This is a genomic window from Vibrio sp. 1288, from assembly GCF_033344475.1.
In genome coordinates this window covers 1-1,417 of the sequence record NZ_JAWPOX010000096.1, presented here as the reverse complement: position 1 = coordinate 1,417, position 1,417 = coordinate 1, and the positions used below count along the sequence as shown (strand labels likewise).

Annotated in this window: 1 protein-coding gene; it reads left to right on the top strand. The window is 48.2% G+C overall.

The window, feature by feature from the left end; genetic code table 11:
* Positions 1–1,417, top strand: a 1,417-nt coding sequence (locus R8O11_RS24850) for a VCBS domain-containing protein (RefSeq protein ID WP_318194559.1), incomplete at both ends; no start/stop codon positions are given.

Sequence of the window (1,417 nt, the reverse complement as noted above, 5' to 3'; positions counted from 1 at the left end):
ATCAATGTTGATGAAGACGATCTGGTCAACGTTGGCTCAGACCAAAACGACCCAGTTTCAATTGATGGCAAGTTTACGACTACTGAAGGTGCAGACAGAGTCGTGAGTTACCAGCTTGACTCGAATGCGACACCTGTTGATGGATTAACCTCACAAGGCGTAGCCGTCACAATGACGGAAACGGCTAATTCTGATGGCAGCTTCACCTATACGGCAACAGCAGGGACAAATCCGGTTTTCACATTGACCGTCAATCCCGACGGCAGCTACAACTTTACCCTTGAAGGCGCGATTGACCACGCAGCAAACAGTGACAGCTTAACGCTCAACTTCCCGATCACAGTGACCGATTTTGATGGAGACACGACTTCCGCCGTTATTCCTGTCACGATTACCGATGACCAACCGACTATCACAAATGTTGAAGCCATCAGTGTTGATGAAGACGACTTAGCGAACATCGGTTCGGACCAAAATGATTCACTTACGATTGATGGTCATTTCACGACAACGCAAGGTTCTGACCGCGTGGTGAGTTACCAGTTAGATACCTCTGTAGATGTGGTTGCAGGGCTCACCTCGCAAGGCAATCCAGTGACGTTGATAGAGACTGCCAATCCTGATGGCAGCTTCAGCTACGTTGCGACAGCAGATGGCAACCCTGTCTTTACGTTGGTAGTGAAAACGGATGGCAGTTATAACTTCACACTGGAAGGCCCAATCGATCACGCTAGTGGCAGTGATGCGTTAACACTGAATTTCCCTATTACAGCGACGGATTTTGATGGCGATACCAGCACCATGGTTTTGCCTGTCACCATTCAAGATGACGTTCCTACGATTGAGAATGTCGTACCTCTCACTGTGGATGAAAATGACTTAATTACGAATGGTGGACAATCAAACGCACTGTTGGTTGAAGGGCAGTTCACGACCACGCAAGGCTCAGATGGTGTGGTTCAGTACCAGCTTGAAACAGGTTCAGACCCGCTAAACGGTTTGACCTCCAACGGTCAAGTTATCACGTTGGTCGAAGTCAGTAATGCCGACGGTAGCTTTACCTACACGGCGACGGCAAACGGCAATCCGGTATTTACGTTACAGGTAAACAGTGACGGGAGTTACTCGTTTGAACTGCAAGGGGCTGTTGATCATGCTCCAAATAGTGACACCTTAACGTTGGACTTTTCCATCATCGCGACGGATTTTGATGGCGACACGAGCAAAATTACGTTGCCAGTCACTATCGTTGACTCATTGCCAGTTGTAACGGATTTTGAAGCGATCAGTGTTGATGAAGACGATCTGGCTGGTATCGGTTCAGACCAAAACGACCCAGTTTCAATTGATGGCCAGTTTACGACCATTGAAGGTGCAGACAGAGTTGTGAGTTACCAGCTTGACTCGAATGCGACAC